Annotated in this window: 17 protein-coding genes; 9 read left to right on the top strand and 8 right to left on the bottom strand. The window is 64.9% G+C overall.

Annotation, left to right across the window (positions count from 1 at the left end):
* Position 1: 1 nt before the first annotated feature.
* The 7 genes from ACSU04_RS08610 to ACSU04_RS08640 are packed head-to-tail and all read left to right on the top strand — an operon-like array spanning position 2 to position 6,970.
* Positions 2 to 964 (top strand): ABC transporter permease, encoded by a 963-nt coding sequence (locus ACSU04_RS08610; RefSeq protein ID WP_439289113.1) that lies wholly within the window; start codon positions 2 to 4, stop codon positions 962 to 964.
* Positions 961 to 1,812, top strand: a complete 852-nt coding sequence (locus ACSU04_RS08615) for an ABC transporter permease (RefSeq protein ID WP_439289114.1) — start codon at positions 961 to 963, stop codon at positions 1,810 to 1,812. The genes ACSU04_RS08610 and ACSU04_RS08615 overlap by 4 nt, the downstream gene beginning before the upstream one ends.
* A complete protein-coding gene (locus tag ACSU04_RS08620; protein WP_439289115.1) occupies positions 1,809 to 2,585 on the top strand; it encodes an ABC transporter ATP-binding protein in 777 nt (258 codons plus the stop codon). The genes ACSU04_RS08615 and ACSU04_RS08620 overlap by 4 nt, the downstream gene beginning before the upstream one ends.
* Positions 2,582 to 3,484 (top strand): ATP-binding cassette domain-containing protein, encoded by a 903-nt coding sequence (locus ACSU04_RS08625; protein WP_439289116.1) that lies wholly within the window; start codon positions 2,582 to 2,584, stop codon positions 3,482 to 3,484. Before ACSU04_RS08620 ends, ACSU04_RS08625 begins: the two co-directional genes overlap by 4 nt.
* A 19-nt stretch (positions 3,485 to 3,503) precedes the next feature.
* Positions 3,504 to 3,767, top strand: coding sequence for a glutaredoxin family protein (locus ACSU04_RS08630; RefSeq protein ID WP_439280313.1), 264 nt, complete (start codon positions 3,504 to 3,506; stop codon positions 3,765 to 3,767).
* Positions 3,768 to 3,793: 26 nt separating this feature from the next.
* Positions 3,794 to 5,200, top strand: a complete 1,407-nt coding sequence (locus ACSU04_RS08635) for an MFS transporter (protein ID WP_439289117.1) — start codon at positions 3,794 to 3,796, stop codon at positions 5,198 to 5,200.
* A 30-nt stretch (positions 5,201 to 5,230) separates the two neighbouring features.
* A complete protein-coding gene (locus tag ACSU04_RS08640) occupies positions 5,231 to 6,970 on the top strand; it encodes an aldehyde dehydrogenase family protein (RefSeq protein WP_439289119.1) in 1,740 nt (579 codons plus the stop codon).
* Positions 6,971 to 6,973: 3 nt separating this feature from the next.
* Here the strand turns inward: ACSU04_RS08640 and pip are convergent, their stop codons facing one another.
* Together pip and ypfJ are read right to left on the bottom strand one after the other, a co-directional pair.
* On the bottom strand, positions 6,974 to 7,939 hold the full coding sequence (gene pip, locus ACSU04_RS08645; RefSeq protein ID WP_439280310.1) for a prolyl aminopeptidase: 966 nt from the start codon (positions 7,937 to 7,939) through the stop codon (positions 6,974 to 6,976).
* Positions 7,940 to 8,025: 86 nt separating this feature from the next.
* Positions 8,026 to 8,898 (bottom strand): KPN_02809 family neutral zinc metallopeptidase, encoded by an 873-nt coding sequence (gene ypfJ, locus ACSU04_RS08650; protein WP_439289120.1) that lies wholly within the window; start codon positions 8,896 to 8,898, stop codon positions 8,026 to 8,028.
* A 57-nt stretch (positions 8,899 to 8,955) separates the two neighbouring features.
* On the opposite strand from ypfJ, the gene ACSU04_RS08655 reads away from it, so the two are divergent.
* Positions 8,956 to 9,945, top strand: coding sequence for a malate dehydrogenase (locus tag ACSU04_RS08655; RefSeq protein WP_439289121.1), 990 nt, complete (start codon positions 8,956 to 8,958; stop codon positions 9,943 to 9,945).
* A 73-nt stretch (positions 9,946 to 10,018) separates the two neighbouring features.
* A complete protein-coding gene (locus tag ACSU04_RS08660; protein ID WP_439280306.1) occupies positions 10,019 to 10,486 on the top strand; it encodes a recombinase family protein in 468 nt (155 codons plus the stop codon).
* A 9-nt stretch (positions 10,487 to 10,495) separates the two neighbouring features.
* On the opposite strand, the gene ACSU04_RS08665 is transcribed toward ACSU04_RS08660, so the two are convergent.
* The 6 genes from ACSU04_RS08665 to ACSU04_RS08690 form a co-directional block, all read right to left on the bottom strand.
* Positions 10,496 to 11,233, bottom strand: a complete 738-nt coding sequence (locus ACSU04_RS08665; protein WP_439289440.1) for a hypothetical protein — start codon at positions 11,231 to 11,233, stop codon at positions 10,496 to 10,498.
* Positions 11,234 to 11,377: 144 nt separating this feature from the next.
* Positions 11,378 to 11,845 carry a hypothetical protein gene (locus tag ACSU04_RS08670; protein WP_439280305.1) on the bottom strand — a complete coding sequence of 156 codons (468 nt, stop codon included), beginning with the start codon at positions 11,843 to 11,845 and terminating at the stop codon, positions 11,378 to 11,380.
* Positions 11,842 to 12,495: a hypothetical protein gene (locus tag ACSU04_RS08675; RefSeq protein WP_439289122.1), complete on the bottom strand. Its 654-nt coding sequence runs from the start codon at positions 12,493 to 12,495 to the stop codon at positions 11,842 to 11,844. Before ACSU04_RS08675 ends, ACSU04_RS08670 begins: the two co-directional genes overlap by 4 nt.
* Positions 12,495 to 13,196 carry a hypothetical protein gene (locus ACSU04_RS08680; RefSeq protein ID WP_439280454.1) on the bottom strand — a complete coding sequence of 234 codons (702 nt, stop codon included), beginning with the start codon at positions 13,194 to 13,196 and terminating at the stop codon, positions 12,495 to 12,497. The genes ACSU04_RS08675 and ACSU04_RS08680 overlap by 1 nt, the downstream gene beginning before the upstream one ends.
* Positions 13,197 to 13,288: 92 nt before the next feature.
* Positions 13,289 to 13,927, bottom strand: coding sequence for a hypothetical protein (locus ACSU04_RS08685; RefSeq protein WP_439289123.1), 639 nt, complete (start codon positions 13,925 to 13,927; stop codon positions 13,289 to 13,291).
* Positions 13,928 to 13,930: 3 nt separating this feature from the next.
* Entirely contained in the window at positions 13,931 to 14,632 is a 702-nt protein-coding gene (locus tag ACSU04_RS08690) for a hypothetical protein (RefSeq protein WP_439289441.1), read from the bottom strand.
* Between the last annotated feature and the right edge of the window lie 176 nt (positions 14,633 to 14,808).

The raw sequence follows: 14,808 nt of genomic DNA on the forward strand, positions 1-14,808 counted from the left end.
CGTGACCAGGTTCATCATCCGGCGACTCATACAGGTCGTCCCGATGCTGCTCCTGCTCTCCTTCGTGGTCTTCTTGCTGATCCAACTCGCGCCGTATGACGTCGTCGACTCGATCACCACCCCCAACATGTCCGACGAGACAGTCGCCGCGATGCGAGCGAAGTTCGGACTCGACCAGCCCGTGATCACGCAGTATCTGCTCTGGCTCGGCAACGTGCTCCAAGGCGACTTCGGTTACTCGCTCACCAGCCGTCAGTCGATCAGCTCTGAGCTGGCGGCCCGCATCCCGAACACGATCCTGCTCATCGCCCCGGCGTACGTGGCCGCCCTGGTCATCGCGATCGTGCTGGGGCTCATTGCTGGTTCCCGCAAAGGCCGCTGGGCGGATCGGATCATCGACTCGGTCGCTGGTATCGGTATCGCGACACCGTCGTTCTGGTTCGCGCTGCTGATGATCTACGTCTTCGGATACCTGCTGCGCTGGTTCCCGATCATCGGCATGCACACGGTGGGCAAACAGGGCGATCCGCTCGACTTCCTCGCGCACTACGTGCTGCCCTTCACCGTGCTGGTGTTCGCATTCTTCCCTGAGCTGTCGCGGTACGTGCGATCTGCGACCATCAGCCAGCTCTCTGAGGACTACGTGCTCGTCCAGCGTGCATATGGTTCGCCGCCTCGGCGCATCCTCGGCGTGCACGTCAGCCGCAACGTGCTGCTGCCGATCGTCACCCAGTTGGGGCTCGCGCTGCCGATGCTCATCACCGGCGCGATCATCACCGAGTCCGTGTTCGCCTGGCCGGGAATCGGGCCGTACTTCCTCGCCGCGACGAAGAGCCTCGACTATCCGGTGATCCTCGCGATCCTGCTGCTGTCCGCCCTGCTGGTGATCGTAGGCAATCTCATCGCCGACATCCTCTACGTCCTGATCGATCCGCGCATCCGACTCGGAGGTGCAGGCGCATGACCACTCCCGTCATCATCCCGCACCCGATGCGCCGCAGGCGTCCGCTGCGCTCGGCCTCCGAGATCGCCGCGGCGGTGTTCCTCGTTCTTCTGGTCGTCGTGAGCCTGATCACGCCGCTGCTCCCCCTCGACCCCGACAGCACGAACCTTGCGATCCGCTCGCAGGGTCCGAGCGCTGCGCACTGGTTGGGCACCGACGACGTCGGCCGCGACTATCTCTCCCGCGTGATCTACGGCGGACGCATCTCGCTCATGGTGGGCGTGCTGGCCATGCTCGCCTCGACAGCAATCGGCGTCATCGTCGGCCTCACGGCCGGGTACGCGCGCGGCTGGGTCGACGAGGTGCTGATGCGCTTCGTCGACTTCCTCTCGTCGATCCCGTGGATGGTGCTTGTGATCGTCGCGAGCGTCTTCCTGCGTCCAGGCCTGTGGACGATCATCGTCGTGATCGGCGCATTCAGTTGGATGCCGACGGCACGGCTCGTCCGGGCGGAGACGCTGTCTCTGCGCGAGCGCACCTTCGTCGGCTATGCCCGCTTCACCGGCGTCCGTCCGCCCACGGTCGTGTGGCGTCATGTGCTGCCCGATGCCACTCCCACGATCATCGTTGCCGCAACCGCGACGATCTCCGCCGCCATGCTCACCGAGGCCGCGCTGAGCTTCCTCGGTCTCGGCATCCAACCGCCGATGGCGTCTTGGGGAAGCCTGCTCGAATCGGCTCAGGGCAGCCTCGCGCGCAGCCCGCTGCTCGCGATCGTGCCGGGGCTCCTGATCATGCTGACGGTGTTGTCGTTCAACGTGCTCGGTGACGCGCTGCGCCGCAGAGTCAGCGAGGAGGGCCCCCGATGAATCTGCTGCATATTGCCGGCCTCACGATCGACCTGCCCACCGGCAGCGGCCCGTTCCGTGTCATCGAAGAGCAGACGCTCGACGTGCCCGCCGGCGGCATTCTCGGCATCGTCGGAGAATCCGGATCCGGCAAGACCATGCTGCTGCGAGCGATCATGGACATCCTGCCCGAGGGTGCCCAGCGCACCTGGTCGTGCATCGAGTTCGACGGTGCAGATGTCACCGATCGCTACGACCACTCCCGGCTGCCGATCTCCATGGTCTTCCAAGACCCGCTGACCTCGTTCAATCCGCTGGTACGCATCGGCGCGCACCTGGTCGAAGTGGCTCGCCGGCGCCGGGGAGTGTCACGACGAGACGCACGACAGCTGTCGATCGAGGCGCTCGGCGCCGCTCGCATTCCCGATCCGGAGCGCGTATTCGCACGCTTTCCGCACGAGCTGTCCGGTGGGCTGCGCCAGAGAGCCATGATCGCGATGGCGCTGCTCGCCCGCCCCCGGTTGCTGCTGCTCGACGAACCGACCACTGCTCTGGATGCCACCGTGCAGGCCGAGATTCTCGCGCTGATCCGGCAACTGCAGGCGGAGCGCGACCTCACGGTCGTGATCGTCACGCACGATCTCGGCGTCGTCGCGGCCCTGTGCGACACGGTCGCGGTGATGAAGGCCGGTGAGATCGTCGAACGCGCCGGCGTCGACGATCTGTTCCGCGCTCCGCAGCATCCGTACACGCAGTCACTGCTGTCGGCGATCGGTGACGGGAGCGACCTATGAGCGAGCTCATCCGCGTCGAGAGCCTGCGCAAGACCTACCAGGTGCGCAATGCCTGGGGTCGGCGGACCGGCACTCTGGATGCCGTGGACGGGGTCGGCCTGACGATCAGCGCCGGTGAAACCCTGGGCGTCGTCGGCGAGTCCGGAAGCGGGAAGTCGACGCTGGGGCGGTTGATCCTGCAGATGGAGCAGCCGACGGCCGGTTCAGTCGTCTACGACGGACGCGATCTGTCGACGATGTCGCGGCGCGAGCGCTACGCCCGGCGCGGTGAGATGCAGGTCATCCACCAGGACCCCTACTCGGCGTTGAACCCGCATCGCTCAGCGCTCGCCAGCGTGATGGAGCCGTTGACGGCCAGGGGCACCCCGGCAGATGCCGCAGCCACCATCGCGCGTGAAGCGCTGGCGGCGGTCGGGATCGACCAGGATGCCGTGCACAAGCGACCGCGCGCGTTCAGCGGCGGACAGCGTCAGCGCATCGCCATCGCACGGGCGATCGCACCACGACCGGCCTTCATCGTGTGCGATGAACCGGTTTCGGCGCTGGACATGTCGATCCAGGCGCAGGTGACCGACCTCCTGCAGAAGCTGCAGCGCGAGTTCGACCTCACGTACCTGTTCATCTCGCACGATCTCTCCGTCGTGCGAGAGATCGCAACGCGCACCGCCGTCATGCGCCGCGGACGCATCGTCGAGCTCGCACCGACGGCAGAGCTGTTCGATGCTCCGCAGCATCCGTACACCCGACGCCTGCTCGAAGCGGTGCTGGTTCCCGATCCGGAGCGTGCGCGCGAGCGACTCGCTCATGTGGCGAGTCGGCCAGCTGCCGAAGCATCCGCTGCCGACGGCCCGCTTGTTGAAGTCACGCCGGGGCACTTCGTCGCGTCCTCACCCCTCTAAAGCCCTTTATCCTTGGGGTATGACTTCTCCTGCTTCTGACACCATCACCGTGTTCGGCGCCGACTGGTGCCGCGATTGCATCCGCACCAAGAAGCAGCTCGATGGGCTCGGTGTCGAGTACACCTACGTAGACCTCGTCGCTGAGCCTGCCGCCGCTGACGTCGCCAAGGAAATATCCGGGCGCATGAACATCCCGGTCGTCGTGTACCCGGATGCTTCGCACCACGTCGAGCCCTCGAACGACGATGTCGAGTCAAAGCTTCGCGAGCTCTCCCTGATCTGACACAGCTCCGGCGCTACACTGGCGCGATGAGCACTGGCGCTCGACCCGAACGAGCTTCCGCCCGCCTGTCCCCGCGCACGATCGTGAACTATGCGATCGGATCGCTCGGCACCGGCGGTTACGCGACCCTGCCCGGGCTCGTGCTGACCTATTTCCTCACCGACAACCTCGGTGTCGCCGCCCTCGCCGCTGGGCTCATCGTCACCTCCGCGAAGGTGTGGGACGTCATCATCGATCCCCTGATCGGCGCGGCATCCGATCGCCAGCTCGCCCGCACGGGATCTCGACGCGGATTCATGGTGATCGGCGCGCTCACGCTGCCGGTCTTCTTCGCGCTGACGTTCGCCGTACCGCCGTCTTGGGGACCGGTCGCGAGCGCGACCTGCGTGCTGCTGGCGTTCCTTGGTACCGCGACGGCGTTCAGCCTGTTCCAGGTGCCATACGTCGCGCTGCCGGCCGAGCTCACCCGCAGCTATGACGAACGCACCCGACTGCTCGGCTGGCGCGTAGTCGTGCTCACCGCCGCGATTCTGCTGTTCGGCGCGGGCGGCCCCATGCTCCGCCGCGCCACCGGCGATCCGGTCACCGGCTACCTGCTGATGGGCATCGTCGCCGGTGTCGCGATCGGGATCGGGATGCTTGTCGCCAGTCGCACCGCGACGGATGCTGCGGCGACGGCTGCTCCGCCGACTGCCGCTTCACCCCTGGAGCCTGCGGAAGCATCCAGCCTTCGAGATCAGTATCTCTCCGGGTTCCGGGCGCTGCGCCGCAGTATCGCGTTCCGAGCACTGCTCGGCACCTTTCTGCTGCAGGCCCTCGCCACCGGCACCATGCTCGCCGGTGCGCAGTACGTCGCGACCTGGGTACTTCGCGATGAGGCTGCAGTCGAGCTGCTTTTCGTCGCGCTTGTCGGTCCTGCGCTACTCGCGACGCCAGGCTGGACGGCAGTCGCGAATCGGATCGGCAAGGAGCGGGCATTCTTCGGTGCCAGCATCCTTTTCCTGGTCGCCTCCGCGACCATCACCATCGCGGTGTGGGCACCGGGTCCGTGGATCTACGCCTCAGTGGCCGTCGCCGGGGTCGCCTATGCCGGCCTGCAGTCCTTGCCCATGGCCATGCTGCCGGATGTGATTTCGCATGACGAGCGCACAAGCGGCCCGGGCCAAGCCGGCACGTTCACCGGCATCTGGACCGCCGGCGAGACCGTCGGTTTCGCGCTGGGTGCCACCGCCGTCGCACTCATGCTCGCCGCAACGGGTTACGTCTCCCGCGTCGCCAGTGTCGATACTGTGCAGCCGGATGCCGCGGTCACCGGCATCGTGCTCAGCTTCAGCATCCTGCCAGCCGTCCTGATGCTGCTGAGCCTCATCCCCCTCCGGCGATACCCCCTGCGCCGAAGCGATGTCGAGGCCTCAACCGCTCAGCCCGCATAAGCTGGAACAACCGGCCCGAAGGAGATCCCGATGACGTCAGCGACCGCTGCCACGCCTGGTCTGACTGACGCTGAACGCGCGAGTCTCGACACCGCGATCGACGAGCTCGAGACGGGCTCGCGCACCTGGTCTGCTCTCGGCGTCGGCCAGCGCGCGACACTGTTGCGTGCCGTGCGCACGGCGGTCGCCGCCTCTGCAGAGGAGTGGGCGCACACGGCCGCGATGTCCAAGGGACTGAACGGCAGCCACCCGCTGCGCGGCGAGGAGTGGCTTGCAGGGCCATACAGCGTCCTGGGTGCACTCGATGCGTACATCGAGACGCTGTCGCGCCTGGCTGAGGGCCGCAATCCCCTGGAGGGACTCCAGCTCGGACGCGCGCCGGGCGGCCGCACAACCGTGCACGCATTCCCGCTGACCGGCATCGACAAGGTGCTGCTCTCCGGCTTCACCGGCGAGGTGTGGCTCACACCGGGCACGACGCCGCGGTCGGCCCGTGCGGGCGCGGGCCTGGCCCAGCGCACTCCTACAGAATCCGGCGGAGTCGGCCTGGTACTCGGCGCGGGCAACGTCACCTCGATCCCCGTGCTCGATGTGCTGTACGAACTGCTCGCGCACAACCGCGTCGCATTACTCAAAGTGAACCCGACGCAGGATGCTCTGGTGCCGATCTTCGAACACGCCCTGGCGGCACTGATCGAGCCAGGCTTTCTGCGAATCGTGCGTGGCAGCGGTGAAACCGGCGCCTTCCTCACGGCCCACAAGAAGCTGGTCCACGTGCACATCACGGGATCGGCGGCGACCTTCGACACGATCGTGTGGGGCACAGGCGCCGCAGGCAAGCGCCGTCGCCGGGAGAACCGGCCGCAGTTGAAGAAGCCGATCACGGCCGAGCTCGGCGGCGTTTCGCCCATCATCGTGGTTCCCGGCGAGTGGACGGATGCCGATCTCACTTTCCACGCAGAGCACATCGCGACGATGCGACTGCAGAACTGCGGACACAACTGCATCGCGGGCCAAGTCGTGATCATGTCGTCCGATTGGGCTCAGCGCGATGCGTTCCGTGTGGCGTTGCGCCGCGCCTATGCGAAGGCTCCGGAGCGTCCGATCTGGTACCCAGGGTCAGGCGACCGCATGCAGCAGGCAAGCGACGACTACCCCGACGCCCTCGTGCTGGGCGACCGGCTGCTCGTCGAGATCGGCGATGGCGACGACGCGAGCGCGCTGCAGAGCACCGAGTACTTCGCTCCGGTGCTCGGGGTTGTCGAGGTCGCCGGCGCCGGCCAGACGTTCTTGGATGCCGCTATCGCCTACGCGAACGACGAGCTTCAGGGCACGCTCGGGGCGAACCTTCTGATCGATCCGGCAACGCAGGAATCGCTCGGCACGGGGTTCGGGCGAGCGATCGCTGAGCTGCACTACGGGTCGATCGCGATCAACGCCTGGACCGCCTTCGGCTTCATCACGCCGACACTGACGTGGGGCGCATTCCCCGGAAACACGATCGACGAGGTTGGCAGCGGGCTCAGCGTGGTGCACAACGCCCTGCTGCTGGACAACGTCGAGCGGTCGGTGGTTCGCGGCCCGTTCCGCCCATTCCCGCGATCGCTGCCTATGGCGAACGGCGGCGGACGCTTTACGATCTTGCCGAAGCCCCCGTGGTTTGTCACCGCGCGCACCGGCGCGGTCGTGAGCGAGGGGCTGACCCGCTTCCGCGCAACGGGCGGGATCCTGGGCTTGGCGAAGACGCTGTTCCAGGCGCTTCGCGCCTGAGCGTCAGTCGTCGGCGAAGAGATCGGTCGCGTCGCGCAGCGCGCTCTGGATGCCGGGTTCGGATGCCGCGTGACCTGCGTCATCGACGACGACGAACTCCGCCTCCGGCCAGGCGCGGTGCAGGTCCCACGCGGTCATCATCGGCGTGCAGACGTCGTATCGGCCCTGCACGATCACGGCGGGAATGTGCCGGATCGCGTCCATCCCGGCCAGTAGCTGACCCTCGGTCCACCAGCCACGGTTCACGAAGAAGTGGCTCTCGATGCGGGCGAACGCGACCGCCGTGGCATCCTCAGTCATCTCCGTGACCTTGTCCGTATCCGGTCGCAGCGTGATCGTGGACCCTTCCCACGTCGACCACGCCTTCGCGGCAGGTACGTGCACGGCGGGATTCGGATCGAACAGGAGGCGGTGATAGGCCTCGATCATGTGATTGCGCTCGAGAATCGGAATCGGCGCGATGAAGTCTTCCCACAGGTCGGGGAAGAGCGCCCCCGCTCCGCCCTCGTAGAACCATTCCAGCTCCATACGGCGGAGAGTGAAGATGCCGCGCAGGATCAGCTCGGTCACGGAATCCGGATGCGCCTGCGCATAGGCGAGCGCGAGCGCACTCCCCCACGAGCCGCCGAAGACCTGCCACTTTTCGACGCCGAGGTTCTTACGCAGCAGTTCGAGATCGGCGATCAAGTGCGCCGTGGTGTTGAAGCGCAGATCGGCGCCCGGATCGCTCGCATGAGGCTGGCTCTTGCCGCAACCGCGCTGGTCGAACAGCACGATCCGGTACTTCTGCGGATCGAAGAACTGCCGATGCCACGGTGCGGTTCCTCCACCAGGGCCGCCGTGCAGGAATACGACCGGCTTCCCCTCCGGGTTGCCGCTGACTTCCCACGCGATGCGCTGTCCGTCGCCGACGAGCAGCATCCCGCTGTCGTACGGCTCGATCGCTGGATACAGCGCGTCAAGATTCATATTCAACCCCCGATGAATGAAACCCCGCCTTTTGGCAGCCTCTTCACCGTACCGCGCAGTGCCCGCCGACTGCGGGAGGAGAGCCGCTATCCGAGCTGATCAGCGCTCACTGCGAACGTGTCGCAGCTGTCGAGCCCGTTCGCGTAGCCACTCGCGAACCAGCGCTGACGCTGGTCGCTCGAGCCGTGCGTCCAGGACTCGGGGTTGTTGAAGCCGGACTGCTCCTGGATGTGGTCGTCGCCGACGGTAAACGCCGCGTTCAGCGCGTCGGTAATCTCGGCCTCGGTCGGCGTCTCGATGTACGGGCGCCCTTCGGGGTCGGTCAGTGTGGTGGCATCCGCCAGCCAGGCGCCGGCGTAGCAGTCGGCCTGCAGCTCGGTGCGCACGCTGTTACTATCGGGGCCGCTGCCGTTGTTCGGGTAGGCGTCCATCGTGCCGGTGATGTTCTGGATGTGGTGGCCCCACTCGTGGCCCACGATGTAGAGCTGTGCGAAGTTGCCAGCGGATGCCTCGAATTGCTGGCGCATGATCTGGAAGAAGTCAGGGTCGATGTACACACCGTGCTCCGGCGGGCAGTAGAACGGACCGACCGAGTTGGATGCCGTGCCGCACTGCGTCGAGGTCTGACCATGGAAGACGTAGAGCTGCGGCGGCGTGTAGCCCTCGACATGCTTCGTCCAGTACTCGTCGAGCATCAGCTGGGCGCCCGCCATGCGGCAGTCATCCTGAGTGTTGGCATCCTCGCCGCTCTCGCAGGCGAGCAAAGTGCTCTCCTCTGAGCTCGATTCCCCGCCCTGCGTGCCACCGCCGACGAAAGCGGACAGGTCGATGCCGAGCAGCGGACCCGCGATCAGAGCGATGATGCCGATCAGGCCGATGCCGCCGCCGGCGACCGCGACCGTACGCCCGGGGCGCCGGGTCTTGTGGCCCGAGATGTCGGCATCAGGATTGAACGTCATGCGACGAGATTACCGCGCGCGCTGTGTGTACGTGAGCACCAGTCGTAGGCTCGAGCCATGTCGACCACAATCACAATCACAGGTGCGGGCGGGCAGATCGGGTACGCGCTGCTGTTTCGCATCGCCGCAGGAGCGTTGCTCGGTCCCGACGAGAAGGTGCGGCTGCGGCTGCTCGAGATCCCCCAGGGGCTCAAGGCCGCAGCAGGTGCGGCCTTGGAGTTGCAGGACGGCGCGTTCGACCTGCTCGAACACGTCGAGGTGACCGATGACGCTGCCGCAGGCTTCGACGGATGCAACATCGCACTACTGGTCGGCGCCCGGCCGCGCGGTCCCGGCATGGAGCGCGCCGATCTGCTGGCGGCCAACGCCGGAATCTTCGGGCCGCAGGGCAAGGCGATCGCCGAGAATGCTGCAGCCGATGTGCGTGTCACTGTGGTCGGCAACCCCGCGAATACGAACGCGCTGATCGCCGCGGCATCCGCTGACGGACTACCCGCCGAGCGCTTCACTGCGCTGACCAGACTTGACGAGAACCGCGCCCGCGCGCAGCTCGCCCTGGCGCTGGATGCACCGGTCTCGAGCATCCGCCGCCTGCCCATCTGGGGAAATCATTCGGCGACGCAGTTCCCGGATGTCTCGCACGCGACAGTCGACGGGCGGCCGGTTCTCGAGGCACTTGCGGAGCGTGTCGGCGATGTCTCGACGTGGCTGGAGAAGACCTTCATCCCGCGGGTCGCGAAGCGCGGCGCCGAAATTATCGAGGTGCGTGGTTCGTCGTCTGTGGCGTCGGCCGCGAACGCGGCAATCGAGCACACCCGCGACTGGGTGCAGGGGACGGACGACTGGACCAGTGCCGGAGTCGTCTCGCACGGCGAGTACGGCGTGCCCGAGGGGCTGATGTCCTCGTTCCCCGTGCGCTCGATCGACGGCGAGTGGCAGATCATCGAAGGCCTCGAATTGAATGCATGGGCGCGAGCGCGAGTGGATGCCTCTGTCGCCGAACTCGTGGAAGAGCGCGAGGCGGTGCGGGCGCTCGGGGTTCTCTAGTTCTGCACCGATCATCGAATCCGACCATCCCGTCGCCCCCTTTCAAGGCAGAATGGGTGCAGGAGGTGCGACGATGAGTGATTCAACTGATGTGACGACCGGGTCCGTGCACGACGAGCCGTTGACAAGCCCGCTGCATCTGCCGCACGCGGCAACTCAGTGCTCGAAATGCTTCACGGAGCTTCAGCACGACCATGACTGGTGGCACGCACGGCCCGCAGATTCGCGCCTGGTCGGGCTGGTGGTTTCTCGCGAGGGGATGCCGTCGGTCGTGCAACAGCGCGACGATCTGACCCGCTTCGGGGTTCCGATCGAGGGGTTCCGGCATCCGGCGCCCGAGATCATGGAGAGCTGGAGCGACCGGCTCGCGCGATTCATCCCGACGATGAAGAAGGGTGACGTGCTCGTCGTCACGAACGTGCACGCGCTGGGCCGCGACCGCGATGAAGAGACCCGTACGATCACGGATCTGCGTCAGCGCGGGATCATGGTGAAGGTGCTCAGCACCGACTCACGCCACCTCGCCGACGCGATGCGCTGAGCAGGCTGCTCAGCCAACGTCGGAATCGCTCTGATTGCGCAGTGCCTCGTCATCGAGGAGAGGAAGGTCCGCGCGGGTGACCACCTGTGTGGTCACCGCGTACTCGACCAGGCGCGCACGACGGTTAGTCGCCAGCTTGCCCGGGCCACCGCGAAGGCCTTGCACTCCCATGCGGTCAAGCTTGTCGCAGACGTTGTCGAGTTTGCGGTTGAACTTGCTCATCGTCCATCCGAGCCGCTCGGCAGCGACGCTCGATGACGGCAGCTCGTTAATGCTCACGCCCTCACGGCGCAGCATCGGCTCGGCGAGGGCGACCATGAGCTGTTTCTGCAACGGTGTGAAACTGGCGGGCATGACCGTCTCTTCGCCGCTCATCGACGCCTCGACCTGTCGCGACACCTCGTAAGGGGCCTGCTCGGTGTGCAGGCTCAGCTCATAGGTGACGGGGCCAGCGGTGAACACGATCACGCTGCGCTCGAAGACGAGCGGCATCCGCGCCCCCGGTGACAGCCACGATTGAACCGCCCCGCCGGCACTGGAGATCGTGGCCGCGATACGCACACCGATGTTGGCCAGCCACCATAGGCCGTCACGGTGCTGCAACTCCAGGAAGTGTCGGTGCAGATATGGATTGTCGTCGATCTCGAGGTCACCCTCGCGGCCGATGATGAACGGTTTCTCGATGGGCAGGTCGTGCCATTCGCCGGCGAACTCGAGGCGAAGTGGCGCGACATGCTTCGCATCCATCACCTTGGCGACCTCGTCAGGCTCCGAAGCAGGATTCAGATCAGTCACGTAATGCCCCCCTCGGAAACATCCTGCCACGTGGGAGACCGCTCCGCGGGATCGGGGCGCTGTCAGTCGGCCGCGCCGGGCGGTGGCGAGGTCATGTCAGGACAGGTCGAGTTCGCGGAGAATATACGGCTCGGCAACCGTGTTAGTCAGGAAGTACGCGTAGAAGACGTCCGCGGCCTCGTCAGCGGTGAACACTTCGTTCGGGTACACGGTCGTGCTGTGACGGCCCTCGTCCCACCTGATCACTTCGGTCGGTGCCGCCGCCGGTTCGTCGCCGGCCTTGCCGACGGTGTACTGATGGGCAACGCCGTCGGCGTCAAAGGCGCGCATCTCAATCGTCATCGCCTCTGCCGTGCCGGCGCTCTGCAGATACTCGTCGGAGAGAGGGATGTCCTCGAGCAGATTCGCATCCTCAGGGGCACGCCACAGGCTGTAGGCCCATAAAGAAGTGCCGTTCATCCGGTTCAGTGCGAAACGGAGCTGATCTGGGTACGGTCGGATGATGTCTACGAGCGGACCCCGACTGAATCCGTTGGACTCCACCACATGGGTATCTCGGGTCATGGCACGTTCCTCAGAATGACTTTGATGATGTCGATCTGCCCGACATTCGGCAGATGCGCGATAGCGGGCGTCTCTACACTAACGGCTCCGTCAAACAGATTCTGTGCCGGGCTGCGACCAGCCGAACCACTCTTGATCTCGACACCGGTGTACGTCCCGTCGGGGTTCTCGAACAGGCCATCGAAGAAACGAACCTGTTCGCCCGTGCTGGGGTGTCTCGACGCCACCTGGTCGCGGATGATATCGACCCCCAGGTCGTCGGCGACGTTGTCCAGCCCGATTTTTTCACGGTCGACCCAGGGTCTGTTGCCGTCCCCTACGAAGCGACCGCGTTCGTCGCGGCCGTCGTTGCGTCCGCTGCCGGGGTTTCCGCCGCCGTTGTTTCCATCGACGTTGTTCCCGCCGCCGGGGTTTCCATTGCCGTTGTTTCCACCGCCGTTATTTCCGTCGCCGGGGCGGTGCGGATTGGTGCTGTTTGGGGTGTCCGGTTTGCCGTCGTAGTTGTCCTTGTCGCGCACCCGCTTGATGACGGTGTCGAGGTGGTCATTCATGTTGTCCGCAAGCTGAGGCAGCTTGTCCTTCGCATGACCGAACCCGTTGAGAACCGCCTGCCGCAGCTCCCGGAAAGCCGACTTCGCTGCCGCACTCATCAGGCGTCCCCTCCGAAATCAAGTGCGGAGAATTCCGCAAAGAACGTCGACGTCAACGTCTGAATATCCGCACCATGCACCTTCATCTCCGACTGCGCATCCTCCAACGCCTGCAGATCCGCATAAAACTCATCCGAATCCCCCACAGACCCCTCCACCATCGGCGCATCCAAAATTGCGTCAAGCACCGCAGGCAACTGCTCCGCCATCGGCTCAATCGCCATCGGCAAAAGCTGATTCAACAACTGCTCCACCGCGATATCCACCGCCGCATTCAGAAGCTTCTTCTTGATCAACAACATCGGACCCGCACCCAACGCGGTAATCGGATTCGTCAACATCGCCACCAACGTGACCAACGTCGTCGTCACATCAACAATGACCTTCATCTTCAACGCGAAAATCGCATCCGCACCGATATCCATCGCCGTCGCCGCAGGCGGCATAATGTCGATCAGCTTCTGCAGATTCTGCGAACGATTCGCATTCCACGCGCTCATCGTCGCGGGACCCGTCTGACCCTTCATCGCACCACCAAGATCACCATTGACCTTGCGATCCACAGACTGAATCACCGTCTCCAAATCCGAGCCAAAGGTGCGCACCAAAACCGCGCCCTGACGCACCTCATCCTCATCAATATCCGGCCACTCAAAACCCAGCTTCTCCAACACCCAGACAAGCTCATTCGGCAACATCATTCCCACGTCAGCACCTCCAGGCTCGACTGTACGTTTCCGGCCCGGCGCTGACCATGGGTAGCACTTCCCACGTGACGTCCCAGCAATCCGTTTCAGTCGTCAGGAGCATCGATCTTGACGCTGACGAACCGTGAGCCGGGGATCGTCTCGAACTTGACCGTCGCGCCGCGGAGCGAACCCGGCTCCAAACCGAAACGGACCTCGAGCTCGGCGGCGCTCAGGGCACTCAGATCACCTGCCTCACTGGCGGGCGCAAGGAACCTCATGTCACCCGGGCCCACACCGTATTCATCGGGGTTGTCCTGCCCGATCGCATCCTCGTACAGCTCTTCGACGAGTTGCTTCGGCACGGTCTTCGGAACGTCCTTGATCTCGTCGATGACGTCGCCTGGGAGCGCGCGAACGTCCTTGCCCAGCGACAGACCGAGGTCGCGAGAGGAGTTGTAGTCCGGGTCACGGTGTCGCGGTGTGTTCCCAATGGATTCGACACCAAGCCGGACATCCTCGCGGATGTCGTAATCTTTCGCGTGCGATGCGGGGCTCTTGCCGTCTCCCCGGTGCCGTGGCTCATAGTCCCGCTTGCTCCGGTCCACGCCGCGGATGAGGTCGGCATCCGCTCGATGTTTTCCACCGCGCTTGCGGAACGCACCCGCGAAACCCTGTTTGAACTCGCGCCCTGCGCCATCCACGGCATCCACGAGGTCCCGCATCAGCTTCTTCATCGACGACATCGTTCACTCCCCTGAGATCTGTAGGTTAGCGAGGTCTGCAAGCAGTCGATCCGTCAGATCCTCGACATCGACGGCGTGCGCATCCATGTCCTCGGCTGCCTGGTCGAGAGCGACGAGATCCGCGTAGAACTCGTCCACATCACCAATTGCGCCCTCCACGACGGGAGCGTCCAGCATCGCCATCGCCAGCACCGGCACCTGCTCCGCGAGGGGTTCGATCGCCAGCGGCAGCACCTGGTTGATGACCTGCTCGAGAGTCGCCTCCATCGCCATCGAGAAAAGCTTCTTGCGTGCCAGGATCAGCACAGCGGCGCCACCCAGCCCGAACGGACCGGCTGCCAGCAACGGGATCAACTGAGCGAGAGTGATCGTGACGTCGATGATCACCTTGATCTTCAACGCGAGCACGATATCCGCGGCGAGGTCGATGCCGGTGGCTGCGGGCCCGAGAATATCAAGCAGCTGCTGGACATTCTCGGATCGGTTCCGATTCCACCCGGTCACATGCGCGGTGCCGGTCTGTCCGACCATTGCGACAGCGAGGTCGCCGTTGATGCGCCGATCGGCCGCCTGCACCAGCGTCTCCATGTCATCGCGATATGCGCGCACGAGGCCAGCGGCCGTCCACACCTCATCCTCGTCGATGTCAGGCCACTCGAGCCCCATCTTGTCCATCACCCAGATGAGCTCATTCGGCAACATCATTCCCACGGCAACCACCTCCGGCTATGACGCTACCGAGCGTCACGGGATGTGCGCGATGGGGAGATCAGCCCACCGCATTCACTCATCCCCCCTTACATTCGTTTCAATATTCGAATGTGATACTTTCTCACGTTCCAGTAAGACCCCATTATGTCGTGAGCTTACTTGCCTTGCTT

This window comes from Microbacterium sp. A84 (assembly GCF_051842815.1).
In the GTDB taxonomy this organism is placed as follows: Bacteria; Actinomycetota; Actinomycetes; order Actinomycetales; family Microbacteriaceae; genus Microbacterium.